This is a genomic window from Exiguobacterium acetylicum DSM 20416, assembly GCF_000702605.1.
Classification (GTDB): Bacteria; Bacillota; Bacilli; order Exiguobacteriales; family Exiguobacteriaceae; genus Exiguobacterium_A; species Exiguobacterium_A acetylicum.
Window position 1 is genome coordinate 2,412,814 of the sequence record NZ_JNIR01000001.1, and the last position, 25,975, is coordinate 2,438,788.

Annotated in this window: 29 protein-coding genes; 15 read left to right on the forward strand and 14 right to left on the reverse strand. The window is 49.2% G+C overall.

Annotation, left to right across the window (positions count from 1 at the left end):
- Positions 1-69 precede the first annotated feature (69 nt).
- Complete coding sequence (locus P401_RS0112700; protein WP_029342785.1) at positions 70-579, forward strand: DUF2529 family protein; 510 nt, start codon at positions 70-72, stop codon at positions 577-579.
- 143 nt (positions 580-722) lie between these two features.
- On the opposite strand, the gene P401_RS0112705 is transcribed toward P401_RS0112700, so the two are convergent.
- From P401_RS0112705 to rpoE, 7 genes are all read right to left on the reverse strand, one after another.
- Positions 723-2,045, reverse strand: a complete 1,323-nt coding sequence (locus tag P401_RS0112705) for a PTS sugar transporter subunit IIC (RefSeq protein ID WP_029342786.1) — start codon at positions 2,043-2,045, stop codon at positions 723-725.
- Between the two features lie 12 nt (positions 2,046-2,057).
- On the reverse strand, positions 2,058-3,464 hold the full coding sequence (locus P401_RS0112710; protein ID WP_029342787.1) for a GH1 family beta-glucosidase: 1,407 nt from the start codon (positions 3,462-3,464) through the stop codon (positions 2,058-2,060).
- Between the two features lie 12 nt (positions 3,465-3,476).
- A complete protein-coding gene (locus P401_RS0112715; protein WP_029342788.1) occupies positions 3,477-3,785 on the reverse strand; it encodes a PTS sugar transporter subunit IIB in 309 nt (102 codons plus the stop codon).
- Entirely contained in the window at positions 3,782-4,129 is a 348-nt protein-coding gene (locus tag P401_RS0112720) for a PTS lactose/cellobiose transporter subunit IIA (RefSeq protein WP_029342789.1), read from the reverse strand. The genes P401_RS0112715 and P401_RS0112720 overlap by 4 nt, the downstream gene beginning before the upstream one ends.
- Positions 4,130-4,282: 153 nt before the next feature.
- Positions 4,283-4,990: a GntR family transcriptional regulator gene (locus tag P401_RS0112725; RefSeq protein ID WP_029342790.1), complete on the reverse strand. Its 708-nt coding sequence runs from the start codon at positions 4,988-4,990 to the stop codon at positions 4,283-4,285.
- A gap of 132 nt (positions 4,991-5,122) precedes the next feature.
- Entirely contained in the window at positions 5,123-6,718 is a 1,596-nt protein-coding gene (locus P401_RS0112730; protein ID WP_029342791.1) for a CTP synthase, read from the reverse strand.
- A gap of 270 nt (positions 6,719-6,988) precedes the next feature.
- Entirely contained in the window at positions 6,989-7,513 is a 525-nt protein-coding gene (gene rpoE, locus P401_RS0112735) for a DNA-directed RNA polymerase subunit delta (protein ID WP_023469562.1), read from the reverse strand.
- A 170-nt stretch (positions 7,514-7,683) separates the two neighbouring features.
- Here rpoE and P401_RS0112740 point away from each other — a divergent pair, with 170 nt between their 5' ends.
- The 4 genes from P401_RS0112740 to P401_RS0112755 all read left to right on the forward strand — a co-directional run bounded on the left by P401_RS0112740 (position 7,684) and on the right by P401_RS0112755 (position 9,476).
- Positions 7,684-8,127, forward strand: a complete 444-nt coding sequence (locus P401_RS0112740) for a GNAT family N-acetyltransferase (RefSeq protein WP_029342792.1) — start codon at positions 7,684-7,686, stop codon at positions 8,125-8,127.
- 45 nt (positions 8,128-8,172) lie between these two features.
- A complete protein-coding gene (locus tag P401_RS0112745) occupies positions 8,173-8,490 on the forward strand; it encodes an ArsR/SmtB family transcription factor (protein ID WP_029342793.1) in 318 nt (105 codons plus the stop codon).
- Positions 8,491-8,555: 65 nt separating this feature from the next.
- A complete protein-coding gene (locus P401_RS0112750) occupies positions 8,556-8,984 on the forward strand; it encodes a DMT family transporter (protein WP_023469565.1) in 429 nt (142 codons plus the stop codon).
- 12 nt (positions 8,985-8,996) lie between these two features.
- Positions 8,997-9,476 (forward strand): DMT family transporter, encoded by a 480-nt coding sequence (locus tag P401_RS0112755; protein WP_029342794.1) that lies wholly within the window; start codon positions 8,997-8,999, stop codon positions 9,474-9,476.
- A gap of 333 nt (positions 9,477-9,809) precedes the next feature.
- On the opposite strand, the gene P401_RS18700 is transcribed toward P401_RS0112755, so the two are convergent.
- The 4 genes from P401_RS18700 to P401_RS0112775 form a co-directional block, all read right to left on the reverse strand.
- A complete protein-coding gene (locus P401_RS18700) occupies positions 9,810-9,986 on the reverse strand; it encodes a DUF6440 family protein (RefSeq protein ID WP_169738099.1) in 177 nt (58 codons plus the stop codon).
- Positions 9,987-10,261: 275 nt separating this feature from the next.
- Positions 10,262-10,732, reverse strand: a complete 471-nt coding sequence (locus P401_RS0112765) for a heme-degrading domain-containing protein (protein ID WP_029342795.1) — start codon at positions 10,730-10,732, stop codon at positions 10,262-10,264.
- Positions 10,720-11,769 (reverse strand): Gfo/Idh/MocA family oxidoreductase, encoded by a 1,050-nt coding sequence (locus P401_RS0112770; protein ID WP_029342796.1) that lies wholly within the window; start codon positions 11,767-11,769, stop codon positions 10,720-10,722. The genes P401_RS0112765 and P401_RS0112770 overlap by 13 nt, the downstream gene beginning before the upstream one ends.
- Positions 11,766-12,521 (reverse strand): DeoR/GlpR family DNA-binding transcription regulator, encoded by a 756-nt coding sequence (locus P401_RS0112775; RefSeq protein ID WP_029342797.1) that lies wholly within the window; start codon positions 12,519-12,521, stop codon positions 11,766-11,768. Before P401_RS0112775 ends, P401_RS0112770 begins: the two co-directional genes overlap by 4 nt.
- Positions 12,522-12,647: 126 nt before the next feature.
- On the opposite strand from P401_RS0112775, the gene P401_RS0112780 reads away from it, so the two are divergent.
- The 4 genes from P401_RS0112780 to P401_RS0112795 all read left to right on the forward strand — a co-directional run bounded on the left by P401_RS0112780 (position 12,648) and on the right by P401_RS0112795 (position 16,145).
- Complete coding sequence (locus P401_RS0112780) at positions 12,648-13,481, forward strand: SDR family oxidoreductase (RefSeq protein WP_029342798.1); 834 nt, start codon at positions 12,648-12,650, stop codon at positions 13,479-13,481.
- A gap of 93 nt (positions 13,482-13,574) precedes the next feature.
- A complete protein-coding gene (locus tag P401_RS0112785) occupies positions 13,575-15,140 on the forward strand; it encodes a sensor domain-containing diguanylate cyclase (RefSeq protein WP_029342799.1) in 1,566 nt (521 codons plus the stop codon).
- A gap of 12 nt (positions 15,141-15,152) precedes the next feature.
- On the forward strand, positions 15,153-15,482 hold the full coding sequence (locus P401_RS0112790; protein WP_029342800.1) for a potassium channel family protein: 330 nt from the start codon (positions 15,153-15,155) through the stop codon (positions 15,480-15,482).
- Between the two features lie 12 nt (positions 15,483-15,494).
- Positions 15,495-16,145, forward strand: coding sequence for a hypothetical protein (locus P401_RS0112795; protein WP_029342801.1), 651 nt, complete (start codon positions 15,495-15,497; stop codon positions 16,143-16,145).
- 54 nt (positions 16,146-16,199) lie between these two features.
- Here P401_RS0112795 and mgtE read toward each other — a convergent pair whose 3' ends face one another.
- On the reverse strand, positions 16,200-17,552 hold the full coding sequence (gene mgtE, locus P401_RS0112800; RefSeq protein ID WP_029342802.1) for a magnesium transporter: 1,353 nt from the start codon (positions 17,550-17,552) through the stop codon (positions 16,200-16,202).
- A 226-nt stretch (positions 17,553-17,778) separates the two neighbouring features.
- On the opposite strand from mgtE, the gene P401_RS0112805 reads away from it, so the two are divergent.
- The 4 genes from P401_RS0112805 (at position 17,779) to P401_RS0112820 (ending at position 20,861) form a co-directional block, all read left to right on the forward strand.
- A complete protein-coding gene (locus P401_RS0112805) occupies positions 17,779-18,516 on the forward strand; it encodes a metal ABC transporter ATP-binding protein (RefSeq protein WP_029342803.1) in 738 nt (245 codons plus the stop codon).
- Entirely contained in the window at positions 18,513-19,358 is an 846-nt protein-coding gene (locus P401_RS0112810; protein ID WP_029342804.1) for a metal ABC transporter permease, read from the forward strand. Before P401_RS0112805 ends, P401_RS0112810 begins: the two co-directional genes overlap by 4 nt.
- The gene (locus P401_RS0112815) at positions 19,355-20,272 is read left to right on the forward strand and encodes a metal ABC transporter substrate-binding protein (RefSeq protein ID WP_029342805.1); all 918 of its coding nucleotides are present in this window, start codon (positions 19,355-19,357) and stop codon (positions 20,270-20,272) included. Before P401_RS0112810 ends, P401_RS0112815 begins: the two co-directional genes overlap by 4 nt.
- A 76-nt stretch (positions 20,273-20,348) precedes the next feature.
- Positions 20,349-20,861 carry a PCYCGC motif-containing (lipo)protein gene (locus P401_RS0112820; protein ID WP_029342806.1) on the forward strand — a complete coding sequence of 171 codons (513 nt, stop codon included), beginning with the start codon at positions 20,349-20,351 and terminating at the stop codon, positions 20,859-20,861.
- Between the two features lie 71 nt (positions 20,862-20,932).
- Here P401_RS0112820 and P401_RS0112825 read toward each other — a convergent pair whose 3' ends face one another.
- Positions 20,933-21,373 (reverse strand): hypothetical protein, encoded by a 441-nt coding sequence (locus P401_RS0112825; RefSeq protein ID WP_023469579.1) that lies wholly within the window; start codon positions 21,371-21,373, stop codon positions 20,933-20,935.
- A 179-nt stretch (positions 21,374-21,552) separates the two neighbouring features.
- Here P401_RS0112825 and P401_RS0112830 point away from each other — a divergent pair, with 179 nt between their 5' ends.
- Together P401_RS0112830 and P401_RS0112835 are read left to right on the forward strand one after the other, a co-directional pair.
- The gene (locus P401_RS0112830; protein WP_029342807.1) at positions 21,553-22,575 is read left to right on the forward strand and encodes a zinc-binding alcohol dehydrogenase family protein; all 1,023 of its coding nucleotides are present in this window, start codon (positions 21,553-21,555) and stop codon (positions 22,573-22,575) included.
- Between the two features lie 204 nt (positions 22,576-22,779).
- Positions 22,780-25,212: a HAMP domain-containing sensor histidine kinase gene (locus P401_RS0112835; protein ID WP_029342808.1), complete on the forward strand. Its 2,433-nt coding sequence runs from the start codon at positions 22,780-22,782 to the stop codon at positions 25,210-25,212.
- A gap of 61 nt (positions 25,213-25,273) precedes the next feature.
- Here P401_RS0112835 and wrbA read toward each other — a convergent pair whose 3' ends face one another.
- Positions 25,274-25,876 carry an NAD(P)H:quinone oxidoreductase gene (wrbA, locus tag P401_RS0112840; protein ID WP_023469582.1) on the reverse strand — a complete coding sequence of 201 codons (603 nt, stop codon included), beginning with the start codon at positions 25,874-25,876 and terminating at the stop codon, positions 25,274-25,276.
- Positions 25,877-25,975: the final 99 nt, after the last annotated feature.

Sequence of the window (25,975 nt, forward strand, 5' to 3'; positions counted from 1 at the left end):
TCCATTCTACACTAAAGCAAAACTTGCTTTATACTGTCCTTGAGAGAAACATAGAAAGGATGAAGAAAAATGATGAAAATCTTAGCTACACAATTCAACGGAAAATTGCAAACGCTCGCAAAACAGGAAGAAGAACTATTCGATGTCGTCCGCTTACTTGCACAGGCGCTTGTCGGGGAAGGTACGGTCTACGTCGACGCCTATGGTGAATGTGAAGGACTCTATCCGATGCTATCAGAAGGACCGGACCAGATGAAACGCGTTACGAAGATCAAGGATCGAAAGACCTTGCACGCTGTCGATCGTGTCTTGATCTTCACGCCGGATACGGAACGCTCGGATCTCCTCGCTTCTCTTGCCCGTTACGACGCATGGCATACACCTTATGCGATCGTCACACTCAGTGACGTGACGGAAACGCTCGAGCGTTCGATTGCTCCGCTCGCATTGAAGTTCAATAAAGGACTGCTTCCCGCAGAGGACGGTTCACGCCACGGACTGCCGAGTCTTGCCCTTTGCGCGTTTCTCCTGACGCATATCTTGACGCAACTACAAGAGATGACGGAAGAGTGGGATTGACGTTTTTCTTCTATAATATAAATATAAGTTCACTAGATACGTGTTCGCGTCTGACTAAGCTTACGATCTTCATTGAATCAAAGCGAAACCGTTAATGACCGTTATACAAAAAGGAAGCGCCATTCGCGCTTCCTTTTTTTTGATCATGCCGAAGCATGTTCTTCTTGTGCTTTTAGTTCTTCACCGTAAGACAGCTGATCCTGCATGCGGACGAACGGTAGATAGATCGCGACCGACATCGCAATCGTCGCCAGCTGGAGCAAGGCGCCCTGCCAGCCGCTGATCAAGAAACCAGAGATGACGGGTGGTGTCGTCCATGGTACTTGAAGCGCATTAAATGGTTCGACCCAACCCCAGAGGATCGAGAAGTAGACCATGAAGGATGCAATCGCTGGTACGATGACGAACGGAACGAACATGATCGGGTTGAAGACGATCGGCATCCCGAAGATGACCGGTTCGTTGATGTTGAACAAACTTGGCGCAAGTGACAGCTTCCCGAGCTGCTTCAAGTGAGCCGAGCGGGCGACGATCAACGTCGCGATGATGAAGCCGACCGTAATTCCTGTTCCGCCGAGTTTCGTAAAGACATCTAGGAACTGAATCGTAACGACCTTCGCGTTGTCACCGACGACAAGTTCTTTCCCGGAGTCGATGATCGCTTGGTTTTGCAAAGCATTTGCTGTCAGCAACGGTCCCATGATTCCCATGATGATCGCTGCACCGTGAATCCCGCACCACCACATGACCGACATCAAGATCATGATCAAGACCGCTCCTGCGAGCGTATCCGTCAAGTTTTGAATCGGTGCTTGCAAGACGTCGTAGACAACTTCCGTGAACGTCCGGTCAGCGAACGCTTGGAAGACGGCAAACGTGACGACAGACAACGTGATGATCGCAAGTCCCGGAATGAGGGCCGAGAACGAATTCGAAACGCCCGGTGGTACACCGTCTGGCATCTTGATCCGGATGCCCCGCTTGATAAATTGCGAGTAGATGAAACCGACGACGAGTCCGACGACGATCGAGGCAAGGACCCCTTGTCCGCCCGTCCATACTTTCGGTACGACACCCGTGACGACTTCCCCTGACTTCGACAGAACGGATGATTGTGTGATGATCAAGAAGGCGATGATTCCGAGAATCCCGGCTGGAACCCCTTCGATCTTCTCGTTTTTAACGTACGAGTAGGCAATACCGAAGACACCAATCAATGCGAGAATATCAAACGTCGCACCGACGACCTGTGTCAACGGTAATGTCCAGTCGGCACCGAATAGGCCCGTCATGAACTTCTCCCAGCCTGGGATTGGTAACGCGAGAATCAGTAGGAATAACGAGCCGATGATCGTCATCGGCATCGTTAAGATGAAGCCGTCCTTAATCGCAAGGACAGGCTTGGCGTTCGCGAATCTTGCGAAGGCAGGAGTGACTTTTTCAAATACGGTTTCTAATCGGTTCATTCCGACTCCTCCTTATAGTTCAGCAGCACGTGTCGCGATGATTTCCTGGTACCAATGGAACGACTGTTTCTTCTTCCGTGCCAGATCATTCGCATGATCGACATAGATGAATCCGTACTGCTTTTTATATCCGTTCAACCAGCTGAGTAGATCGATGACGGACCATGCATAATAACCAGAGACATTGATGCCCTCTTCGACAGCACGCTTGACGGCGCGAAGGTGACTTTCGATGTACTCGATTCGTGGTGTATCCATGATTTCTTCGCCGACGATCGGATCCTCGTCACCGAGACCGTTCTCTGTGATGTAGATTTTGATATCGCCGTATCGTGCTTGGAGCATCCGCATTCCTTCAAGGAAGGCATCCGGTGCGATTTCCCAGCCCCACTTCGTGTAGACTTTATCGTCCATCAAGACTGTCTTATAGACGCCATCGAACGATGGGTTCCCAGGACGTCCGGTTGAGTTTTCGCGACCACCTGCCATGACGAGCGCCGAATCATTCTTCATGACACGTTGTGGACAATAGTAGTTCAGTCCGATGAAGTCGTTCAGCGGTGCTGTCCGTTTCAAGAGATCGAGCTCTTCTTCTGTCCATTCCGGTAACAAGCCCTGCTTTTCTAAATCCTTCACGACATACGCTGGGTATTCACCTTTTAAAATCGGATCATAGAACCAGTGTGTCGCGTATTCATTCGCATGGACTTCAGCTTGTTTGTTCTCTGGCGCTTCATCGATGCTGAACGCTGGGTTGAAGACGTGCGTGATGCCGATTTCTCCTTCATATCCCGCTTCCTTGAACGCTTCGACGGCGCGAGCGTGAGCGACGAAAACGTTGTGTGTCGTTTGGAAGTACGCTTTTGCATCGCCTGTGATGCCGGGTGGGTGTGCGCCCGTCAAGTAGCCGAGCGAACAGAAGATGACCGTCTCGTTGAAGGTGATCCAGTTGCGGACACGATCGCCGAACGCTTCGAAACAGGTCTTCGCAAAACGCACGAAGGCGTCTGCTGTTTCAGGACTTCGCCAGCCGCCCTGTTCTTCAAGGACTTGTGGTAAATCCCAGTGATAGAGTGTCACGAACGGGACGATCCCATGCTTAAGGCACTCATCGATCACGTTGTTATAGAACTCAAGTCCTTTTTCATTCACTTCACCTGTGCCGTTCGGGAAGATGCGTGGCCATGAGATCGAGAAGCGATACGATTCAAGACCCATCTCTGCCATCAGACCGATATCTTCTTTGTAACGGTGGTAATGATCGATTGCGACATCCCCGTTCGTCGCTTCAAACGTCTTTCCAGGAATCTTCGAGAAGACATCCCAGTTCGAGAAGCCTTTTCCGTCTACGTTCCAAGCACCCTCTACTTGATAAGAAGCAGAAGCAGCGCCGAATAGAAAATCTTTTGGCATTTTCATCGTCTTCACCTCTTATTTGTTTGCGAGTTTGATTGCTTGGTCGAGTACTTTCGTTCCGTTCATCATGCCGTAATCGATCGTGTTGATGACATCGATCGGTACACCTTTTGGTTCACAGATCTGTTTTCCTTTTGCGAGAAGGTATTTCACCTGTGGTCCGAGGAGAGCGACGTCGAGTTCGTTGACGTATGTTTCCATCTCTGATTCCGGGTATGCTGCGATGTCTGCTTCTAAGCCGCGCTCCAAGGCAACCGCTTTCATTTTTTCTACTAACATACTCGTCGACATACCTGCCGCACAAAAGAGTCCGATTTTCATCATTTTTGATCCATTCCCTTCAATTGGTTGATTTCGTTTTGCATGTTCATCATATATCCGAGCATTTCCTTGACGAGGATCGTGTTCATGAGGTGATCCTGCGCGTGTACCATCAGGACGCCGACGGTTGCTGTCTTGCCTTGTGCTTCGAGTGTGACGAATTTCGTCTGAATGCTATGGGCATCCTTGAGTGTCGCGTCACCTTCTGTAACGGCAGCTTGTGCCTCTTCAACTTTGCCTTCTTGCATCAGTAACATTGCTTGGTGGTAGCTTGCTTTGGCGTCGCCCGACAAGGCAATCAATCCAAAAATATCTTCCGGGGTAATTTCAATTGTTTCAGAAGTCATGCTGTCTCTCCTTTGTTGTATGGATAACTTAAATTCATAGGTACAAATTATACAGTTCGATAATAGCATGCGCTTTCATAACGTGTAAACCCTTTCTTTTTAAAAAAATTAAATAAAAAAAAACACACGAAATTCGCTTCGTGTGTTTCCTTTTTATTTAATATTCGAGACCTTCAGCATCTTCACGTGGCGGAAATGATGCGTCGCTCGCGAGACGTCGAAGATTTTCCCATTCGTCAAATAGACCGTATTGTCGACGAGTAAGGATGGATCGTTCTCTTTTAATCCAAGCAACTCGGCGTCACTGCTATTCAAGTAATCGGCATAGATGACGCGATCCGCAAATCCAATCGACAGATTTTGATCGTTGCGTAAATACGTATAGATCGATTTTTGAATGATGTTCTCATCGAGATACATGACGAGATTTTTCCGGAAATAGGACGCTTCGATCGAAAACGGATGATCATCGACGAGACGTAGTCGTTTGACGTAATAGACCGGTGTACCGACCGGACATTTCATGCGTTCCGCGACTTCTTCGTCTGCTTTCGTCTGTTCGAAGGCAAGGACGCGTGTCTCGACCTTCCGTCCACTGAAGTCACTCGTCAATCCTTGTAGTTTTTCAAGATTGACGTAATCACTCTTATAATGATCGCGGACGAAGACGCCACTCCCTTGTACTTGGTAAACGTACCCTTTATTGACGAGAATCTCAATCGCCTTCCGGATCGTGTTCCGGCTGACATCGAATTTTTGGGCGTATTCGTCTTCCGTCAACAGTTTATTCGTATGTTGATAGACGTGCTCATTGATCTCGATCTCGATTTGTTCAGCGACATGTTTATACTTCGGAATCAATGATATTCCCCCCTCTATCTAAAATTCGTAGGAATGAATCCGCTACCATTATAGCAGATATGGTTTTTTTCGATAGGGATAAATGAAAATAAACCCGTCTCCTTGAAGAAGACAGGTTTATTGGAACACGACTTATTCACCAAGTGAAGCTTGGATGAAGTCATGGAAGAGTGCTTGTGGACGTTCTGGACGCGAGATCAATTCTGGGTGGAACTGACATGCGACGAACCATTTGTGTTCTGGAATTTCGATGATCTCAACGAGACGACCGTCTGGGCTCGTACCTGAGAAGACCATGCCGTTCGCTTCGAACTGCTCACGGAACTCGTTACCGAACTCATAACGATGACGGTGACGTTCGTAGACGAGCTCGCTTGAGTACGCGGCACGTGCTTTCGTTCCATCTTCGAGTTTACATGGGTAAAGTCCGAGACGGAGCGTACCACCGAGATCCTCGATGTCTTTTTGTTCCGGCAACAAGTCGATGATCGGGTATGGTGTCGTTGGGTCGATTTCCGCTGAGTGTGCGCCTTCAAGATTGAGGACGTTACGTGCGAATTCGACTGTCGCGAGTTGCATCCCGAGACAGATACCGAAGAACGGTACGTTGTTCTCACGTGCGAAACGTGTTGCTTCGATTTTCCCTTCGATACCGCGTTCTCCAAATCCACCAGGAACGAGGATACCGTCTGCTGAACCAAGCAATTCGTTGACGTTTTCACGCGTCACGTCTTCTGCGTTGATCCAGTCGATTTCGATGTCACTGTTGAAGGCGAATCCAGCGTGTTTCAATGCTTCTGCGACCGAGATGTACGCATCACGCAATTCGACGTATTTCCCGACGAGTGCGATCTTCGTCGTCTTCTCGAGGTGCGTCACTGTGTGGACGAGTTGTTTCCAAGCCGTCATATCAGCAGCTGGTGTATCGAACTTGAAGTAATCACAGACGAGTTGGTCCATGCCTTGACGTTGCAAGTTGAGTGGTACTTCGTAGAGTGTCGATGCATCTTGTGCTTCGATGACTGCTTCCGGACGTGTGTCACAGAAGAGAGCGATTTTATCTTTCATCTCTTGTGGGACTGGGTGCTCCGCACGTAAGACGATGATGTCTGGTTGAATACCGTAGCTACGGAGTTCTTTGACACTGTGTTGTGTCGGTTTCGTCTTGAGCTCACCTGCCGCTGCAAGATACGGAACGAGCGTACAGTGGACGTACATGACGTTTTCTTTCCCGATATCGTTTTTCACCTGACGAATGGCTTCGATGAACGGAAGCGATTCGATATCCCCTACTGTTCCACCAATCTCTGTGATGACGACGTCAGCGCCCGTTTCTTTGCCCGCACGGAAGACACGATCTTTGATTTCGTTCGTGATGTGTGGAATGACTTGGACCGTTCCACCGTTGTAATCCCCGCGGCGTTCCTTCTTGAGGATCGTCGAGTAGATACGACCAGACGTGACGTTTGCGTTCTGGCTCAAGTTGATATCGATGAAGCGCTCGTAGTGACCAAGGTCAAGGTCTGTCTCCGCGCCGTCATCCGTGACGAATACTTCCCCGTGTTGGTACGGGCTCATTGTACCCGGGTCGATATTGATGTACGGGTCGAATTTTTGGATCGTGACGTTAAGACCACGGTTTTTCAAGAGACGAGCGAGCGATGCAGCGGTGATCCCTTTACCGAGTGACGATACGACGCCACCTGTTACGAAAATATACTTTGTCATGTTAAATATTGCTCCCTTCTCTAATTCACATCTCAACAATACAGAGGTGGTAAAAACAAAAAAGCAAAAGTGCCCCCATTGGAATAGGAGACACTTTTGCTGAAATAAGCACGTTGCTTAAAGAAGCCCATGACTAACTTACGTCATTCGGAAAACTTCGTCAAGCCTAATTTTTCAAAGAAAAATTTCCGTGCTCGTTCGTCAGCCGTCAACGAAAAAACTGCCATTTCTATAGGGAAATAGCAGCTGTACAGTTGTGGTTGATCGTGCTTAGACTTCTTCTTCTTCTTCGAAGTCTTCTAAGTCTTCTTCGTCGAGATCGTCATCGAGATCATCGATGGCTGCGACTTTTTTGAACGTATCATCGTCTTCGCTGTCGTCAGCTGAATCATAGTCCGCTGTCTTCGCGAATGTATCGAGATCATCTTCAATCGTCTCGAACTCATCTTCTTCTGCATCATAGTTGAACTCTTCTTCAAACTCATCGAGTTCTCCACGTTGACGCGCTTCGATGACGAGATCCTCATCCGACTTATCGAACGGATACCAAGCGCGGAGTGACCAACGGTTTGCTCCGACGTTGACGAAGTTTCCGTCGATGTTCATGTCTGTATAGAGTTGAGCAAGTTTCTCGAACTTGTCTTCTTCATCTGTAAACGTATGATACTTTTCGATTTCTGACGTGATGTCATCGAAGGTGATTGGCTGTTCGCCAGCTTCTTGCAACATTTCGTTGACGAATTCGATCAGCGAAAGATCAGTAATCTCTTCTTTACTTAAACGGCTGAGGCTCATTGTGACGGCCACTTCCTTTCATTTGCGTTCAATCCATTACTTCTCATTATACGCAAAACGTCTTTTAAAAATCCAGTCTCTATTTAAAAAAAGCTCGAATTGATTCTCGATTCGTGTTTTTCCCACTCCCGAAAAAGGAATATCCAAGGGAGAAGAAGGAGGAATGACAGATGGAGATGACAATCGAACGGGTCAACGATTTTGATGACTTCAACTGGTTACCGATCTTATCAAAGAGTACACAAGAAGGCTATCCCTTCATTGAACGGATGCTGCGTGAACGACGGGACGAGACGTTCCAAGAGGACGGCGAAGCATTGTTCGTCGCCCTATCCCTTTCCGGACACGTCATCGCCTGCGGTGGTTATATGAAACAAACCGGTACAGATGATGTCGGTCGCATCCGTCATGTCTATGTCTTACCGGAAATGCGACATCACGGCGTCGGCACACAACTGCTTGAAAAAATCGTACCGGAAGCGCTGTTGACGTATTCCGAGCTTTGGCTTTACACGGATGACGCCGGTATCTTTTATGAACGATTCGGCTTTGAGCCTTATACGGCAACCAAAGTGACACATCGTCTTCTCAAGCATGCCTTTGTTCAACCATAAGTGCCTTGAATTGACATATCGGGAATTATCGATTAGTTTAAGCATATGACAAATCAAGTGGATCTATTCAAGGCATTATCGAACGAGGTACGTCTTGATATCTTACGCTGGCTCAAGGATCCCGAGACTCATTTCAATAAGCCGTCGGCCCATCTCGCGACGAATCTGTCGGACAAGGGAGGCATTTGCGTCGGAGATATCCAAGAGAAGGCGAACTTATCTCAATCGACCGTCTCCCAATATCTTGCGATGTTGCAAAAAGTCGGATTGCTCGAATCCGAACGTCACGGCAAATGGACGTATTACCGGCGAAATGAAGAAAAAATCCAAGAGCTCGCAACGTACCTCAAAGGAGAACTTTGATCCGTTCTCCTCGCCTTACATATCGACATTTCTCGATATTTAGATTCGTGAAAGGATGAATTCTGTTGAAAATCGTGTATTACGTACTCGCGTTACTTGCGGGTATCGCTTTAAGTGTCGAAGGAGCCATCTATGGTGAGCTCGGGAACTTCGTCGGAAAACTCGAAAGTAGCTTTTATAATTTCTTCGCCGGTACGATCATCATCGGACTGATCGTCCTCTTCTTCGGAAAAGGCTCACTCGGCTATACATTCCGCGCACCGAAATGGACCTTGCTCGGTGGTCTGCTCGGTAGCATCTACTTAACGATCTTGATCATCAGCATCCCGCTCGTCGGTGTCGGTCTCGCGATGATCAGTGTCATCATCGGACAGATGATTGCCAGCATGGTCATCGAACATTACGGCTGGCTCGGTAGTCCGAAACGTCCAATCAATCGTGACAAGCTGACGGCTTCAGCTTTGATGCTCGTCGCTCTATTTCTCATCTTTTAAGGAGGTTCGCTCATGAATATTCTATTACTCGGTTTTACATTACTTAGCGGTGTGATGCTGAGCGCGCAGTCATCGATCAACGGTGCCTTCAGTCAAAAGGCAGGGGCTCTGGAAAGTACGTTCCTGACATTCTTCACCGGAATGCTGATTCTCGCACTCGCCATTTTGTTCTTTGGTCAAGGAAACGTCTTACTCTTGCTCGAAGCACCACGTTGGCAACTCAGTGCCGTCCTATTCGGTGTCAGTTATCTATTCCTAACGATTCTTGCTGTCCCGCAAATCGGTGTCACGGCAGCTAGTATCGCGACCGTCATCGGTCAACTCGCAGCAGGTATGGTCATTGACCACATCGGCGCGTTCGGTGGCGTCGTCGTCCCGCTCGACGGAAAACGTATGCTCGGTCTGCTTGCGATGCTTGCTGCGCTTTACTTCGTCTATCGCGGCAACACACGCAAAGATATGTCGGCTTCATCTGATTCGATGGCATCATGACGATTGTCCTCACGATTCGTTCACGCGCTTTTCTCAGGCGAGACACAAGCCAGTCTCGACTGTCATGGACAGTCGATTCGGGTCTTGTTTGTCTCTGACAGCTCAAGATCGTGCGCTTTTTCCTGTAGAAGTCGCGTGAACAACGTGAGTCCGACTGTTTCTCATGGTCCATCAAAATAGAACAAAAAAAATCCGAAATGCCGAAGTGATGCTACTTCAGTGTTTCGGATTTTTTAAATCAGTTGATGAACGTGAAAAGTGAAATAGCTAAGACCCCTTGAGCGAGTACTTGTAACAGGAATACGATTCGGGACAAATAAATGCACTTTTTCTTCAATTGATCGGCTTATCGATAACGACTTTACCTTCTTTGTCTAATAGCGGTGTCATTCCGTTCAAACCAAGTCCACTTGTCATTAAATAATTTACACCTGTTTCAGTGTCTACGACAATTTTGATAATACCACCACTTAGGTGTTGTTTTGATTTAAGTATGAATCGTTTACTCATTATTTTGTATGACCTCTCGTTCTTTCCGATTTCCACGTAAAATCATAACTTACTGTGTGAGGATAGGTTTAACGCTTTTTTACCAAGGTGTTGCCTATCTACTTAGAACAGTCCTCACATTCCCACACGACTCCTACAGGAAAAAGCACGATTCATCGTGCTGTCAGAGACAAACAAGACCCGATTCGGCTGTCTGTGACAGCCGGCACTGGCTTGTGTCTCGCCTGAGGAAAGCGGGTAGGAAATCGTGAGGACGTCTTATCAAGTCCAGTACTTCACTGCCCCAGCTGTTGCCTCTTAAGTAAGCGCAACGCTTCCGTCGCGAGATGATGATCCGCTTCCTGAGATAGACCGGAAACGGTGATCGTACCAACGACACCGACTCCTTCAATCCGAATCGGGAACGACCCACCTGCATCCGCATAATCGGCTGGAGAAACAGCATACATCGTATGATACGAGCGATGCTTACTTTCATTATAACGACGCATGTAGAGCGAACTGTAGCCATGCCGTAAGACGACGTTCGATTTCCGGCGAATCCATTCTTCCTGATCCGGTGCCGTACCATCGAGCGCCGCGTAATATAAGCGTTGTCCGTTTCGTTTGATCTCAACGGCAATCGAAAGATTCTCTTTCATCGCCCGACCGATCAATTCATGCCCCATTCCAATCGCTTCCGTATTCGTCAGTGACGTCAAGACGAGTTCTTCCTCTTCAGCCAGCAATACCTTCAATTCTTCCATTCGTCCCATTCCTTTCGCACGAGGCGTCGTCCTTCATCACTACTGACGCGTACCGCTTCAATCAAGCGCATCGTTTTTTCAGCATCGCGTAAATTGACAGGCACTTGTCCTCCGCGAAGTCCTTCCGCCAATTGTTCGTAAAACGTGGCATAACTGCCCGGAAGTGTCGCGAGACGTTCGACGGGCTGATCCGCGATCTGGAGGTAGCCATAGGAATCCACTTCATCTTCTCCGAGTTGTGGATCAACAGGATATCCTTTCGTAAGCCGTCCTTCCTGCGGATCCATTCCGTATTTGATGTAACTGCCACGCGTTGCATGGAACTCGAAGCGTGGTGTTGGTCCTTGAATGAAGGACGTCGAACGGAGAATGACACGACGCGTTCCGTAGTGCAACGTGACGTGGAATCCGTCATCGACGATCGCTCCGTCGCGTTGTAGATAGACATCTCCTACCAACGCATCCGGTTCTCCGAACAAGGCAAGTGCTTGATCGAGTAAGTGTGAGCCGAGATCAAACAGGATGCCAGCTCCATCACCCGCTTGTTCCCGCCAACGTTCGCGAACGACCGGACGATAGCGATCGAAGCGCGACTCGATGACTTGCCAGTCACCAATCTCGTTCATCTCCATCAGCTGTTCGAGTGTCAGGAAGTCACCGTCAAAGCGACGATTTTGATAGACTGCGACTTGAACGCCATGCTGCTTCGCTAAATCTTGTAGCGCGAACGCTTCTGCAATCGTCACGACTGCTGGCTTTTCGAGTAAGACGTGTTTCTTTGCTTCAATCGCTTGTTTCGCCATTTCGAAATGCAGTGCCGTTGGTGTCGTGATGATGACGAGTTCCGTGCTGTCGTCCTGCAACGCCTCAGCAAGTGTTGCGATGACCTTCGCTTCACTGAAATGTTGCGCTACTTGGTTCGGTCGACTTGAGACGACTTGTGTCACTTCAAATGCCGATAACGCTTGTAAGAACGGGACGTGGAACGTCACCGCTGAAAAGCCGAATCCGACGAGCGTCGTTTGAATCGGGTTCATGTTGTTTCCTCCTCTGTCACGTCGAGATCGACATGATAATGATCTAGTCGTTCTTGCCACGAGGCGTCTGGTGCTTGATCCGTGACGAGGACATCGATGTGTTCCCAGTCACAGACCTTATGCAAAAAGCGTTTATTGAATTTCGTATGATCTGCGAGGACGATGACACGGGTCGCACTTCGAATCATCGCCTTCTTTACGACCGCTTCTTCGAGTTGTTCCGCAAAAAGTCCTTCTTCCGTTAATCCACACGCTCCGAGAAAGACACTGTCGACTTGATAATTCAAGATGTCGTCCGCCGTCTTGATCCCGCTCAGACTCCGTGCGTGTCGATCAAAACGACCACCTGTAACGTACAGTTCAATATCCGTTCGAGCTCCGACATAGTCTGCGATATCGAGTGAGTTCGTGATGACTTGTAGCGGATACGGCGGAAGTGCGCGCGCCATCTCAGATACCGTCGTTGCAGCGTCAAGCAACAATCGATCGTTTGTTTGGACGTGACGTGCCGCGCGTTGTCCAATCCGTCGTTTTTCCGGTTTTTCTGTCCGCTGTTCGTAGGCGAGCGTTCCACCAGCACGGACCAATCCGTTTTTGACACGGATGATTTCCCCTTCTTGTTCGAGCAGAATGACATCACGCCGTGCAGTATCTCGTGAAATCTGATATTCCTGCATCAGCTGATCGAGCGAAATTTCCGGACTCGTCTTGATCCATTCCCGCATCTGTTGCAATCGTTCCATTTGCCCCATCGATCCATGCCTCCTTTTTTCTTTATTTTAAGTTTTTTCATTAAAATACGCAATTTTAACGCAAATAGTTCTACTGAATTCGGGTAAATAATAGAGACAACTACTTTTTAGAACGGAGGAATCTGTATGCAAACGATGTTGATCACGGGCGCCTCTTCCGGTATCGGTCTTGCGACGGCGCGTCGGTTTGCAGAAGCCGGCTGGTTCGTCTACGCGGGTGTCAGGAGTCCGGAAGAGATGACTGTATCGTTACCGACACTCACCTTCTTACCGCTCGATGTGACCGATGAAACAAGCGTTAAAGCAGCAGTCCGGCAGATTGAACAGGAAGTCAATCATCTTGACGTCGTGTTCTGTAATGCCGGTCATGGTTTATTGCGTGCACTGGGACAAGCGACGAGTTATGAAATCAAGCAACTCTTCGAAACGAATGTCTTCGGTGTCATCCGGACGATTGAAGCCTGCCTCCCTTTACTCAAACAAGCACCGGGTGGTAGTCACTTACTGGCGACATCAAGCGTCAGTGGACTCGTCGGTCAACCGATGAACGAACTGTATTGTGCCAGTAAGTTTGCGATTGAAGGGCTGTTTGAAAGTCTTGCCACTTACTATAAACCGTACTTCAATATCGACGTCACCTTGATTGAACCAGCGGCTGTCGAAACGAACTTTACAGCGAATGTTCTCGATCAACTCGAACAGACAGGTGGCTTACACGAAGATGACTTCAAACCGATCATTACGGCTTATTTGCAGACGTACCGGACGCGACATGCCAATCGCCAATCGGCAGAAACTCTGGCTGAGGTGATCTTCGAGGTTGTCCATCGCGACGAACGTCCGTTACGGATCCGGACGACGGAAGCCGATGAACATTTCGTCGCCCATAAGACGCATCATGATCCGTCAGGTCTCGAAGGGATCGCCAAAATACGACGGCTGACATTAAATCTCGACTGATTCCCCTTCTTTTAAAAATTCATTCCGCCTTGTGAATGCGCGCCTACTATACTGAGACTATCTACCTAAAATCATCTAGAAGGGCGGAACGCCATGCCATCCTTATTTCTGTTTACGATTGTTTACTTGATTCCGACCTTCATCATGTTCTATATGGCGGTCGATATTTTCTTACGCAATCCATCACGTCCACAACACCGGCTGCTCAGCTTATTCACGTTCGCTTACGGGATGTTGTTCCTCGGTGAATTTTTCCGGAACGCTTCTCCGATCGAGTCGAGTCCGGCGTTCGTGACCTACTGGTTTGGGAATGCCGGTCTAATCGTTTTCAGTACATCGCTCCATTTCATCTTTCGCGTCTCGAATTTATGGAAACGGATGCCACGACTGCTCTATCCGTGGATTTTCTATCTGCCGATGGGCGTCGTGCTGACGACATACGTATTCCAGACGAACGTCATCAACAGTCAGCAATTCACGCAGGTCGGACAGTTCATCTATCCTGAATTCAACACACAATACCTAGTGACGATGACGGTCGGAAACGTCTTCCATCTTCTCGTCATCGGTCTGCTCGTGTACGCTCGGACACAGTTGAACGATGCCCGTCGCGGCATCATCAACGTCTTGCTGAGTGTCGCCGTTCTCGTTCTCGCGTGGGATATCGTCTTCGGCTACTGGTCGTTCTACGGTATCATGCCACCGTATGCTTATATGTATGGCGGTCTATTCTGGGCAGGAGCTCTTGCGATCGCGATGCGTCGGTTTGATTATCTCGCGTCCTACCAGAAGCGCTTCGCGACGCTTTATAACTTGAATCCATCTGCCATCCTCTTACTCGACCGGGAAGGACGAATCGAGAGTGCTAATCCTGCTGCTCATCAGCTATTCGAAACAGATGAGCTGACGGCGTGCACGTTTTCGACTTACTTACCGGAGAAAAAACAAGCGGATTGGATGTTACACTACATGACGCATTTTTTATCGCAACGTAAGTTCAACGAATTCGAGACGAAGATTTTAACAGCACAACAGCAAGAACGCTACGTCGTCATGGACGCTGATTTCGTCTTCATCGAACAGGAACTGCACGGGATGCTGTTGATCCGCGATATTCAGTCCTTCAAGGAAGCAGAACAGACGATTCGTTTCTTCGCCTATCATGATCCGTTGACGAAAATCGCCAATCGCCGGAGCTTTTACGAACGAGCGGCGCAAGAGTTGCTCGAGCATGATCACGTGGCGATCACCGTCGTCGATCTCGATGGATTCAAAGCAATCAACGATACGTACGGTCATCAGATCGGTGATGCTTTTTTGATCCATATCGCTCGCCTTCTTGAAAAACATGCGGAACAATATGGTTTTGCTGCCCGTGTCGGTGGAGATGAGTTTTTCTTACTCTATCGTCAACCGACCGTTGCTACGCTACATGCATATGCGACAGACCTCTTAATCTACTTGCACGACAATCCTTATCGATTTGCTGAAGAAGTCATTGAAATCCGAACGAGCATCGGACTCAGTTACTCACCGGATCATGGTGTTGACCTCGATACGTTGATTCAACATGCTGACCAAGCGATGTACCGCGTCAAACATGACGGAAAGAACGATTATTTCATTCATGATACGATAGACTCGACGCAACGATCCTAAAGGAGAGATTCCATGATTTCTGTACTGACGATTTTTTCACGCTTATTCAAGGGATTGCGCCGCGCCTTTCATCTGTCTTATTTCCGGGGACTATTGATTCTCTGCTTGTTAACGCTCGTCTCCGGTACAATCTTCTACAGCACCGAAGAAAATCTTTCAATCGTTGATGCACTTTACGTTTGTATCACGACACTAAGTACCGTCGGGCATCCGACGTTCGTTCCGACGACGACGCTCGGTAAGGTCTTTACGATGGCGTACATCACGATTGGCTGTGGGCTATTTTTAACACTGATCGCCACGTTATCTTACGTTCTGATTAAACAACCGGACGATGAATAGGGGGAACGACTTATGCGCCAAGCTGCCATCCAAAATAATTTTGATTGGTGTCGCCTCGTCTGTGAGTTAGCGGGCTGTCAGGTGACGGAAACCGAGGCGACCTGGCTTGCTCAAGGCATCGTACCAAGCTATTATCCAGAACTGATGGTCCGACTGCCTCATCAGCGAATTGGAGCTACAGATATTTACAGCATCAAGGACTGCACGGCGAGCTATGATTTCTCGAGTGCCGGCCTCAGTCATCTGTTTACAGCGGAATGGATGACACGACCTGCCATACTTGATCGTCGTGCCCTTCCTGTTGATTGGTCCGTCGTGACGGATCCGGTTCAGTTCGCCCGCTTCCAAGCCATCCAAGCGACAGCGGAATTACCAGATACCCTCTGGCAACACCCCGACGTCCGGTTCTTCTATTCCGAAGCCCAACAAGCGAGTTGCATCGCCTATTCGAACCAGATGACGACTGGTTTAACATACGTCAGTTCTGATTATCTTGACGAACGATTGTGGGATGACGTTGCGCGCTTGAGTTCAGCACACTTCCCCGGTCAACCGCTTGTCGGGTATGAATATGGTGATCATTTGATCACGGCGCTCGAAGCTGGCTTTGACGACGTTGGTCCACTCGCCGTTTGGATTCGCACGACAGATGATCACGCATGAAAAAAACCGAACTGATTCGCCTTCGCCAAGAAGAAGGAAATCGGTTCGGTTTTTTTACATCAAGCGACTAATGAATGCGGTCGCGATTCCGAAGTAGACAAGGAGTGATAAGATATCGTTTAAGGTCGTGATCAGTGGTCCGGATGCAATCGCCGGGTCAATCTTTAAGCGATGTAAGATGAGCGGAATGATCGTTCCAGCTAACGTTCCGAAAATCAACGTAATGACGAGCGAACTTCCGACGACAAGACCTAAGACGGCACTACCTTGCCAGACGTAGGCAATGATCGCGATTAAGATACCACAAATGACACCAATGATTAGACCGACCCAAAGTTCTCTCAGAATCAACCGAGTCGCGACCCGCTTATCGACTTCACGAGTGATCAATCCCCGAACGACGACCGCCAGTGATTGGGTGCCGGTGTTTCCGGTCATTCCAGCGATCATCGGCATGAAGAAGGCGAGCGCGACGACTTTTGAGAGCGTCTCTTCGAACTGACTGATGATTGATCCGGAGACGAGCCCGATGAACAGTAGCAAGACGAGCCACGGTAAACGACGGGTCGCAGCAATCCACGGCTTCGTCTCGAAATCAATTGATTTACCGGACGCCGAGAGTTTCTCGATGTCTTCGTTCGCTTCTTCCCGTAAGACGTCAAGCGCATCATCGACCGTGATCAGTCCGACGAGAATGTCGCCCTCGACGACGGGTAACGAGACAAGATCATAGCGTTCGAACAGTTGCGCGACTTCTTCCTGATCGGTCTCCGCCGCGACCCGAATCACCTTCGTCTCCATGACGTCACTGATCCGTTCCGTATTTTCAGCTAAGATGACATCCCGGTATGAGATGACACCAACGAGTTCACTGAGTTGATTGACGACGTAGACGTAGTTGATCGTCTCCGAGTATTCGATGTAGTCGCGCATCTTCTCGACCGTCTCACCGACCGTGAAATCTTCTCCGACCCAGATGAACCGGTTCGTCATCAAGCGCCCTGCCGTTTCCGGTGGATACGTCAAGAGATTGCGGACGATCAGAGCCTCGTCCGTCCGCATGCTGCCAAGCAAGCGGTCGGTCTCTTCCGGTCCCAGTTCCTCAAGTACATCCGCGACATCATCGTTCTCCATTAAATCGAGGACGTGCCCGGCACGCTCGACGTCTAAACGACGTAAGACGGCGAGACGTTGCTCCCCTTCGAGCTCCTCAAGTACATCCGCCAATCGCTCGTGATCCAGATAGTCGAGGAGTCGTGCCTGATCGTCTTCGCCCAACTCTTCATACACTTGCGCGATATCATACGGATAGACCTCTTCGATGATTTGCTGTGCTTGCTCCCGTTTTTCTTTCGCGAGAGCATCGAGCAATAGCCACTTCCATTGTTGTTCTGCTGTCTGACGCAATCTCCTCACCCCCTGTATTCTGCCTTTTCATCTTAGCACGAGTTGATTCGCGATCGATATCGAAAAACAGTTGACATCTGTTTCCTATGGCTTTAAAGTTTGCCTTAAGGAAACATTATTTGTAGACCGAATCTTTTCCAGTGATTGGAGTTAAAATTTTTATCTTATTTTTTGCCCTAAGGAAACTTTCCTTCTATATACCACAAAATCAAAGGAGTGATTATTCATGTACGCCCTTGACGTTGATCGTCTCACTGTCTCTTATTTTGATACCCATGCACTCGACGGAGTGTCCGTTCGTCTCCCGGTCGCTTCGTTGATTGGCATCATCGGACCGAACGGCGCTGGTAAATCCACATTCTTAAAAGCCGTCCTCGGTTTGATCCCGGCTCGCATCGAGCAGTTACGCGTGCTTGACCAATCACTCGAAGACGTTCGGTCACGCGTCGCTTACGTACCGCAACGAAGTGCAATTGATTGGGACTTCCCGGTTCGTGTGCAGGACGTCGTGCTGATGGGCTGTTATCCGAAGCTCAGCTTATTCAAACGACCATCGAAAGCACAAAAAGTGTTCGCCATGGAGTGTCTCGAGCGCGTCGGTATGTCTGATCATGCCGAACGCCAAATCGGTGAACTGTCAGGCGGACAGCAACAACGGGTCTTTCTGGCGCGTGCCCTTGCCCAAGAAGCAGAGCTACTATTGCTGGACGAACCGTTCGTCGGCATCGATGTTGCGAGTGAGCAGATGATCATCGAACTCTTACGGACCCTCCGAGCCGAAGGACGGACGATCGTCGTCGTCCACCATGATTTGCATAAAGCAGAGGACTACTTCGACACATTGATGCTGTTGAACAAACAATTGATCGCTGTCGGTCCACCGGCTGATATCTTGACGCCGGAATGGCTCGAACCAGCGTATGGCTTACCCCTATTCGAACGACGCAAGGAGGGACAAGGATGACGTTCATCGAGGCATTACTTCAGTATGAGTTCTTACAAAAAGCGATGATCACCGCCATCATGGTCGGCATCATCTGTGGTGTGATCGGCTGTTTCATCATCCTTCGCGGGATGTCGTTGATGGGGGATGCAATCTCGCACGCCGTTTTACCCGGTGTTGCGATTTCCTACCTACTCGGGATCAACTTCCTGATCGGTGCTGTCGTGACGGGTCTCGTGACAGCGCTCGGAATCGGTTTCGTTAGCCAGAACAGTCGCATCAAGAACGATACGGCAATCGGAATCATGTTCACATCCGCCTTCGCCCTCGGGATCATCCTGATCTCGTTCTTGCGTAGCAGTAGTGATCTCTATCACATTCTGTTTGGTAACGTCCTCGCGGTCCGTCCGAGCGACATGTGGATGACCGTCATCATCGGATTGATCGTCCTCGGTGGAATCTTCTTGTTCTACAAAGAGTTGCTGATCAGCTCGTTTGATCCGACGATGGCGCAAGCCTATGGACTATCGACGCGTTGGATTCATTACGGACTGATGACGTTACTAACACTCGTCACCGTCGCTTCACTTCAGACCGTCGGCATCATCCTCGTCGTCGCGATGCTGATCACACCAGCAGCGACCGCGTATTTACTGACGAACCGCCTCTCACGGATGCTGTTCCTAGCGGCAGGATTCGGTACGCTGTCCGCCATCGTCGGACTGTATTTCAGCTTCACCTATAATCTATCTTCCGGTGCGTCGATCGTCCTCGTCGCGACGACGTTGTTCGCACTCGTCTTCGTCTTCTCACCACGTCACGGTCTGATGCGTCACCGGAAACGAAAGGAGTCTACTGTATGAAAGTAAAACTTTTTCTGTTCGTCCTCCTCAGCACGGTCTTACTTGCTGCTTGTTCGACACCAGCAGAAGATAACGGGAAGCTGAAGGTCGTTGCGACGTATTCGATTCTCGCTGACCTCGCACGTGAGGTCGGTGGTGAACATGTCGATGTCCACAGCATGGTCAAGATCGGGGCAAACCCGCACGAGTATGATCCACTTCCGGCAGACGTACAAGCGATGGCAGATGCTGACGTCGTCTTCTACAACGGGTTGAACCTGGAAGCCGGCGGTGCGTGGTTCGATAAACTCCGGGCAACGACTGGCAAAGACGCGTCTGACGCGCCAGTCTATCGTTTAAGCAAAGGCGTCGAACCGAAATACCTGACGACGAAGGGCAAAGAATCGGAGACTGATCCGCATGCGTGGCTCGATATAAGCAATGGGATTCGCTACGTCGAAAACGTCAAGCAGGCATTAATCAAGGAAGATCCGAAGCACAAAGCCGACTACGAAAAAAATGCCGATGCCTATATCAAAAAATTGCAGACGCTTGATCAGGAAGCGAAAAAGCAGTTTGCCGCTATTCCGAAAGCAGAACGTCATCTCGTCACGAGCGAAGGAGCCTTCAAATACTTCGGAACTGCCTATGACGTCAAAGCGGATTATATTTGGGAGATCAACTCAGATAATCAAGGGACTCCGGCTCAAGTCCGCCGGATCGTCGATACGATCAAGGAGCAAGATATCCCTGTCCTGTTCGTCGAAACGAGCGTCGATCGGCGGAGCATGGAAACCGTCTCAAGGGAGACTGGTGTTCCGATCGGTGGTACTCTCTTCACTGACTCACTCGGTGCACCGGGTAAGGATGGCGACACCTACTACAGCATGATGCAAGCAAACATCGAGACGATCACGGAAGCACTCGCCAAGTAAGCGTCAACAAATCGTCACGCCTTCTGGATACGTCTTTCCTTATAATGAAGGCAAGACGATGAAAGAGAGGCACATTATGCAAACACGACTATATCGTTACGCCTTTCCCCTCAGTATCAGCCTGTTGCTCGCTGCATGCGGAACAGCTGATCAAACGGGTGCTCCGAAGACAGAACAAACGAATCACGGAGATCATGCTGACCATGCCAGCCACGGTGTTGGTGATCAACTCGAGAAGACCGCGGGACCAGACACGTTACCCGCTTTTCTGAACGAACAGGATGAGTCGATCCAGACGATTTACCGCTCCGTCGCTAAACATCCTGATCTCTTGAAGAAGATGCCTTGTTATTGTGGTTGCGGTGAATCTGCTGGTCATACAAGCAACTATGACTGCTTCATCGAAGAGCAGACTGCTAGTTCCACGACCTGGACGACGCACGGCATCACGTGCGGCACGTGTCTCGATATCGCAGCACAGTCAATTGTCGCTTATCAAAAAGGTAGCTCCGTCAAGAAAATCCGGACTGCCATCGATCAAGCTTATAAAAAGACCGGTGTCACACCGACGCCAACGCCAGCACTTTAATAAACAGTCCGCCCTCCTCGCGATGAACGTAAGGAAAGGCGGACTGCTTTTTCATGTTCCGTTTTTCTGTCTCATGTGGAGCGCTCTTGACTTCTAGCACGCAAAACGAGCGGTCGACCCGACAACAGCTCATCCAGTTGATAGTACGTATGCGCCCGAATCGGTCGATCCGTTCGTGGCAGATGACGGAGCTCGTATGCCACTTCGAGTAAGTAAAATTTGTATTCCTCCCCTTCATCAAAACCGAAGCTCGCGCGACGTTCTTCGATATACGCTAGGACACGCTCCTGTTGCGAGAACGAGAGCCGCTGGACTTGTGGGGCGAGTGCCTCGTGCGGAGAGAGCACGATTTCCCGCTCCGTGCGATACAGTCGATGCATGACGCCACCACTTTGACGTAAGGCAATCAAACGCGCGGGTCTATACGGACGGGGGTGCGGGTGGGCATGGACGAGGTAACGTTCAATCGTGACTTGAGTCGGTCCTGCCGGTAGAGAGATGACGTCATACATACAAAATCGCTCCTTCTCGAAATTGATAGCTACTCTCATATGCTACCATATCTATCCAGCATTCTTTCGTTGACGACAGAAGGGGAATCCGTTTTCAAAGTTTCGCAACTGGTTTTAAGACGAAGCGAGCGTGGAACAGATGGAGAGAAACGATTCCTATCTGGAAAGGATGATTGTCGATGTCGAATATGTCCGCCGTCGGTTTCCACCGACACTTACCACTGACGGAACACGAAAGTCTGATTGACCTGGAACTACCACGCCCGGAAGCAACGGGACACGATCTCTTAGTTGAGATCAAAGCTGTCTCCGTCAACCCGGTCGATACGAAAGTCCGTGCTCACGGGAAAGACGAAGACGCCCCGAAGGTTATCGGTTACGATGCAGCCGGAGTCGTCGTTGAAGTCGGCGATGATGCCTCCCTCTTCCAAGTCGGTGATGAAGTTTATTACGCCGGTGCAATCCAGCGCCCCGGTTCAAACAGTGACTTCCAACTCGTCGATGAACGCATCGTCGCTAAAAAACCGGAACGGTTGACCTTTAGCGAAGCAGCTGCTCTGCCATTAACGACGCTGACTGCCTATGAAGCATTGACTGATCGTCTCGGATTGACGTTTGATGCTAAGTCGAACCTCGAGAAGACGATCCTCATTATCGGAGCCGCTGGGGGTGTCGGTTCAATCGCGACGCAACTCGCGAATCATGCTGGATTGACCGTCATCGGAACGGCGTCACGCGACGAGACGATTGATTGGGCGAAAGAACACGGTGCACATCATACGATCAATCACCATGAGGCATTCCGTCCACAGCTCGAAGCACTCGGTTATCAGTACGTCGACTACATTTTCTGCTTGAATGCGACAGACCAACATTTCGAGACGATGGTCGATGTGATTGCACCGCAAGGGAAAATCTGCAGCATCGTCGAGACAGACCAAAAACTCGATTTGAGTGCACTTCAACAAAAGAGTGCAACGTTCGTCTGGGAGTTCATGTTCACCCGTCCGCTGTTTAAGACAGAGGACATGATTCGTCAACATGAAATCCTAACACAAGTCGCAGCTTGGATTGAAGAGCATACGCTCGAGACGACTGTGACACAGACATTGATCGGCATGAACGCCGAAAATCTAAAAGAAGCACATCGTCTCGTCGAGAGCGGAAAAACGATTGGGAAAATCGTCGTCGAACATCATTAAATGAATTAAAACAGGACGGGACTAGACTCCCATCCTGTTTTTTGTCGTTCTTTGTGAACATGAATCTCTTACTTTGAAGATATTTTAAGCATTATGACTATATTTATCCGTCTAAAAAATGTACGATTACGGTAACAAATATTCCAACGTAATACATCTAATCGACGCTTTCCACACATACACAAAGGAGCATCCATAATCCATATGCGAAAATGGTTCAATCAAAAGATCAGCCGACAGATCATGTCTTCGTTTTACCTGATTCTCATTGCCCTATCCATCTCATCCATCACCGCCTATTTTTATACGAATCATCAGGTCGCACAGGCGAAACAAGAACTCGATGCGATTAGTGTGCGCGAAGACCGGGCGACAAAACTTTGGGATGATTGGCAGTCCCTCCAGTACGAAATGCGCGGTTATATCGTCTTCGGAGATGACGCGGTACTTGACGTCATCGATGAGAAAAAAGCGTCACTTGAACAACAGACCGCTTGGTTCGAGAAAAATCGTCTGTACAAAGCCGATGAAGTCTATGCGTCGGATATTCGGTCGCTCTATAATTCCTACGCGAACTTCGTGATGCCAAGCTTGATTAAATACGTCCAAGCGAAACAAGCTGGGACGATCGACGAAACGTTTTTGCAGATGCCGAGTCTGAAGGCGATGATGCCTGAAGCACCACGCGATCCCAATCGGAAATTCAAGATGAATGCCTCGAACAGTGAGACGATGCGTAAAAGCGTCAACACGATGGAGAGTACATTCACAAGCTACCGAAGTAGTCTCCGCGCGAAAGAACTCGGTGCGAAAGAGCAACTCGTCACGCAGACGAAGTATGCGGAGTGGATCTGGCTCGTCAATCTACTCGTTCTGTTCCTTGTCATCTTGTTGATCGTCCGCCCGTTCATCGAACGGACGACGCGACAAATTCATCTCCTCAGCAAGGAAAGTAAACTGCTTGCGAGTGGTGAACATACGTTACCATTGATTCCACTCAACCGTGCCGATGAAATTGGAGAACTGAGTAAATCATTCCATCAAATGGCGACCGCGTTGATCGAAAACAAACACCAATTGATGTCAACGAACGTCAATTTGGAAGATGCCTTGAAATTGACGCAACGGAACGAATCCCACTTGCGTCTACGGAACCAATTGACGGAAACACTCGCATCACGTGATAGCATCAGCGCTTACCCTGCGGTCATCCAAAAGATGGTCGAGATTACGAATGCGACGCAAGGTGCCTTGATTTTCAAGGATGGTACGAAAGTGATCGACATCGTCTTTTATCCAAAGACGAATCTCGCGACCGAAGACTGGATGCCGACGATCGAACCTTTACTACGTGAAGCACGACAGGATAAACGACCGCATACACAATTCGAACACGAAGTCGCACGCGCCGTCACACCGGTTCTGGATCCGAGTCAAAACGAGATCATCGCCTATATTTTCTTATCTCGTGATCAAGCTCCGTTTGATCGTTACGAGCAGGAAGAATTAGCTGCCTTTGCGCGACAACTGGCATTGTCGCTCCTACGGATGCGGACGTTTGATGAGATTGAACGCGAACGAGAGAAAACGGCGCGACTGCTGAACTCGATTCGTGAATCGATCGTGTATATCGAACCAGACGGTGACATTCAGTTGATCAACCGACCGCTCCTCGATCTGTTTGATCATCCAATTGATGAGAGCATCGATGAGAACGGACTGATGAACATCACACCGTCTGTCGTTCAACTCAAACATCGCGTGGATCAACTACCGGAATTCGAACGTTACTTGAAAAAGACATTCGTTCAGCGGGAAATCGGCGAAGGGATCACCTTCTCGATTGATCACGAGCGCCGCTTCATCAAGACATACTCAGAGAGTATCCATTATGGCGGACAGTTCCGCGGCATTCTGCTCGTTTTACGTGACGTGACGAACGAAGTCGAAATTGACCGGATCAAAAACGAACTCGTCTCGACGATTTCTCATGAACTCCGGACACCGCTCTCGTCGATCTATGGCTTTACTGAACTGATGATCCAACGAGATTTACCTCCGAAACGCCAGAAGAAGTATTTAGAGGCTGTCCACTCGGAAACAGAACGTTTATCGCTGTTGATCAACGACTTCCTCGACTTGCAACGAATGGAAGCGAACCGTCAGGAATACGAGATGGCGCCATTCGATATCGTTGCGATGATTCGCGATTTGAAACAGTTGCACAGCCTGTCGTCGTCATCACACGCGATTCAGATTTCACGAAACGTCGAACCGTTGATCGTCGAAGGAGATGCGAAGAAGATTCGCCAACTGTTCAGTAACTTGATCAACAATGCAATCAAATACTCACCGGCTGGTGGGACGATCCAGATTCAGCTGACGCGACAAGAGACACGCGTCACGGTTGCGATTCAAGATAACGGAATCGGGATCCCTGCTTCCGCAATGAGTAATCTATTCCAAAAATTCTATCGCGTCGACAACTCGGATACCCGCCAAATCGGTGGTACCGGACTTGGACTCTCGATCTGTCGCGAAATTGCCCGAGGACACGACGGAGAGATTCACGTCGAATCGATTGAAGGACAAGGATCGACATTCACGGTCGAACTACCGCTTACGCAAACGACATGATGCATACGAAAAAGCGCCGGAATGCGAATCAGCATTCCGGCGCTTTTTGAGTTAGGTAATGTTATGAGTTGAGACGGCTTGCCACTTCAACCGTCCGTTTCGCTTGATGGCGTACAGCCGGTTCGACCGATTCGACCATGTTGCCGTCTTGGTCGACAGTGACTGATGTACCATATGGATTTCCGCCGGCTGCGAACAAGACAGGATCCGAATAACCTGGTGCCGCAACGATCGCACCCCAGTGGAACATCGTCGTATAGACTGCGAGAACAGTCGCTTCCTGACCGCCATGCGGATTCTGTGCCGACGACATCGCACTGACGACTTTATTGACGAGTTTGCCTTGTGCCCACAGTCCGCCTGTCGTGTCGAGGAACTGTTGGAATTGACCCGGAACATGACCGTAACGTGTTGGGACACTGAAGATGATTGCATCTGCCCAGTCGAGTAGATCTGGTGTCGCTTCTTCAATATCACGTGTGGCATCCGCATGCTTTTGCCACAACGGGTTCGAAGCGATCGCTTCTGCTGGTGCTGTCTCCTTAATTTTCGCAAGGCGGACTTCTGCTCCTGCTGCTTCTCCCGCTTCTTTTGCCCATGAGGCAAGTTGATGGTTCGTTCCGGTTGCGCTGTAATAGATGACCGCTAGTTTCACGTTTGACATGACTTCGCTCCTTTTTTAAAAGACAGTGACGGACAATGAACGTACACGCTTTCTATTCCCGCTTTCCAAGCAAATTAACGTCAATTGTTTGAATTCAAG

Bases quoted from the DNA above. Each gene is read 5' to 3' on its own strand.
- P401_RS0112730 (WP_029342791.1), bottom strand. From the start codon at position 6,718: ATGACAAAGTATATTTTCGTAACAGGTGGCGTCGTATCGTCACTCGGT.
- P401_RS0112835 (WP_029342808.1), top strand. From the start codon at position 22,780: ATGCGAAAATGGTTCAATCAAAAGATCAGCCGACAGATCATGTCTTCG.
- P401_RS0112830 (WP_029342807.1), top strand. From the start codon at position 21,553: ATGTCGAATATGTCCGCCGTCGGTTTCCACCGACACTTACCACTGACG.
- P401_RS0112700 (WP_029342785.1), top strand. From the start codon at position 70: ATGATGAAAATCTTAGCTACACAATTCAACGGAAAATTGCAAACGCTC.
- P401_RS0112810 (WP_029342804.1), top strand. From the start codon at position 18,513: ATGACGTTCATCGAGGCATTACTTCAGTATGAGTTCTTACAAAAAGCG.
- P401_RS0112710 (WP_029342787.1), bottom strand. From the start codon at position 3,464: ATGAAAATGCCAAAAGATTTTCTATTCGGCGCTGCTTCTGCTTCTTAT.
- P401_RS0112785 (WP_029342799.1), top strand. From the start codon at position 13,575: ATGCCATCCTTATTTCTGTTTACGATTGTTTACTTGATTCCGACCTTC.
- P401_RS0112805 (WP_029342803.1), top strand. From the start codon at position 17,779: ATGTACGCCCTTGACGTTGATCGTCTCACTGTCTCTTATTTTGATACC.
- P401_RS0112745 (WP_029342793.1), top strand. From the start codon at position 8,173: ATGACAAATCAAGTGGATCTATTCAAGGCATTATCGAACGAGGTACGT.
- rpoE (WP_023469562.1), bottom strand. From the start codon at position 7,513: ATGAGCCTCAGCCGTTTAAGTAAAGAAGAGATTACTGATCTTTCGCTG.
- P401_RS18700 (WP_169738099.1), bottom strand. From the start codon at position 9,986: ATGAGTAAACGATTCATACTTAAATCAAAACAACACCTAAGTGGTGGT.
- P401_RS0112825 (WP_023469579.1), bottom strand. From the start codon at position 21,373: ATGTATGACGTCATCTCTCTACCGGCAGGACCGACTCAAGTCACGATT.
- P401_RS0112820 (WP_029342806.1), top strand. From the start codon at position 20,349: ATGCAAACACGACTATATCGTTACGCCTTTCCCCTCAGTATCAGCCTG.
- P401_RS0112770 (WP_029342796.1), bottom strand. From the start codon at position 11,769: ATGAACCCGATTCAAACGACGCTCGTCGGATTCGGCTTTTCAGCGGTG.
- P401_RS0112720 (WP_029342789.1), bottom strand. From the start codon at position 4,129: ATGACTTCTGAAACAATTGAAATTACCCCGGAAGATATTTTTGGATTG.
- P401_RS0112780 (WP_029342798.1), top strand. From the start codon at position 12,648: ATGCAAACGATGTTGATCACGGGCGCCTCTTCCGGTATCGGTCTTGCG.
- P401_RS0112790 (WP_029342800.1), top strand. From the start codon at position 15,153: ATGATTTCTGTACTGACGATTTTTTCACGCTTATTCAAGGGATTGCGC.
- P401_RS0112740 (WP_029342792.1), top strand. From the start codon at position 7,684: ATGGAGATGACAATCGAACGGGTCAACGATTTTGATGACTTCAACTGG.
- P401_RS0112705 (WP_029342786.1), bottom strand. From the start codon at position 2,045: ATGAACCGATTAGAAACCGTATTTGAAAAAGTCACTCCTGCCTTCGCA.
- P401_RS0112775 (WP_029342797.1), bottom strand. From the start codon at position 12,521: ATGGGGCAAATGGAACGATTGCAACAGATGCGGGAATGGATCAAGACG.
- P401_RS0112765 (WP_029342795.1), bottom strand. From the start codon at position 10,732: ATGGAAGAATTGAAGGTATTGCTGGCTGAAGAGGAAGAACTCGTCTTG.
- P401_RS0112815 (WP_029342805.1), top strand. From the start codon at position 19,355: ATGAAAGTAAAACTTTTTCTGTTCGTCCTCCTCAGCACGGTCTTACTT.
- wrbA (WP_023469582.1), bottom strand. From the start codon at position 25,876: ATGTCAAACGTGAAACTAGCGGTCATCTATTACAGCGCAACCGGAACG.
- P401_RS0112715 (WP_029342788.1), bottom strand. From the start codon at position 3,785: ATGATGAAAATCGGACTCTTTTGTGCGGCAGGTATGTCGACGAGTATG.
- P401_RS0112795 (WP_029342801.1), top strand. From the start codon at position 15,495: ATGCGCCAAGCTGCCATCCAAAATAATTTTGATTGGTGTCGCCTCGTC.
- P401_RS0112755 (WP_029342794.1), top strand. From the start codon at position 8,997: ATGAATATTCTATTACTCGGTTTTACATTACTTAGCGGTGTGATGCTG.